Consider the following 893-nt stretch of genomic DNA (forward strand, 5'->3'; position numbering starts at 1 on the left):
GAGATAGTCCTGACTCATGACCCCATTTATAATGCGGTTATGTTCTTTTTACAACATTGTCAGAGAGTTAAGACGTGCTGTTTTTGGCTGACGCCAGTCCAGCTTATCGAGGAGCATGGCGAGCTGTGAGCGGGTGATGGCGATTTTACCATCGCGTACAGCAGGCCAGATGAACTGACCTTCTTCCAGCCGTTTGGTAAACAGGCACAGGCCGTCAGCATCAGCCCAGAGGATCTTCACGGTGTCACCTTTGCGGCCACGGAAGATAAACAGGTGGCCGGAGAACGGATCTTCATCAAGAGCATGCTGTACCAGCTCGCCCAGGCCATTGAAGGATTTACGCATGTCAGTGACGCCGGCAACCAACCAGATACGGGTGCCTGACGGGAGGGATATCATTGACTTCTCCCGGTCAGCTCGCGGAGCAGCACAGCCAGTAACTCTGGTGACGGGTTCTCCAGCGTCATTTTACCGTAACGGAACTCGACGCAGCAGGAGGAGGCGTTCAGCGCTAAGAACTGAGCTGGCTCTGTGTTCATCTCATCAGATGGAGTCGGATCAGGTACCACCTCAACGGGCAATATCGTTGGTAGTGATGAAGTCACTACGGTAGCCGGAAGGCGACGCGATATGCGGCCTTCATTCTGCCAGAGCCGTAGCCATTTGAAGATGACGTTATCATTGACGCCGTTATCACGGGCAATCTGAGCAACGCAGGCACCGGGGCGTGAAGCCAGTTCAACCATACGGAGCTTGAAGTCATTCGAATAATTTTTACGGGGTTCTTTTCGCCAGGATTGGGATTCCATACTTAGATGTCCGTCTGTACAGGTGGGCGTCTAAGTTACCAGCACTGGCTTAATGGCTACATACGGCACTGGGTTTACGCTTAC

The 893-nt window shown here is 52.7% G+C and carries 2 protein-coding genes; both read right to left on the reverse strand.

What is annotated here, in order from left to right:
* Positions 1-48 precede the first annotated feature (48 nt).
* The gene (gene tnpB / locus ACTJJI_RS26185; protein ID WP_135495574.1) at positions 49-399 is read right to left on the reverse strand and encodes an IS66 family insertion sequence element accessory protein TnpB; all 351 of its coding nucleotides are present in this window, start codon (positions 397-399) and stop codon (positions 49-51) included.
* Positions 396-809, reverse strand: a complete 414-nt coding sequence (gene tnpA, locus ACTJJI_RS26190; protein ID WP_440656305.1) for an IS66-like element accessory protein TnpA — start codon at positions 807-809, stop codon at positions 396-398. Before tnpA ends, tnpB begins: the two co-directional genes overlap by 4 nt.
* Positions 810-893 lie beyond the last annotated feature (84 nt).

The sequence above is a fragment of the Enterobacter sp. 22466 genome (assembly GCF_052044775.1).
Classification (GTDB): Bacteria; Pseudomonadota; Gammaproteobacteria; order Enterobacterales; family Enterobacteriaceae; genus Enterobacter; species Enterobacter dissolvens.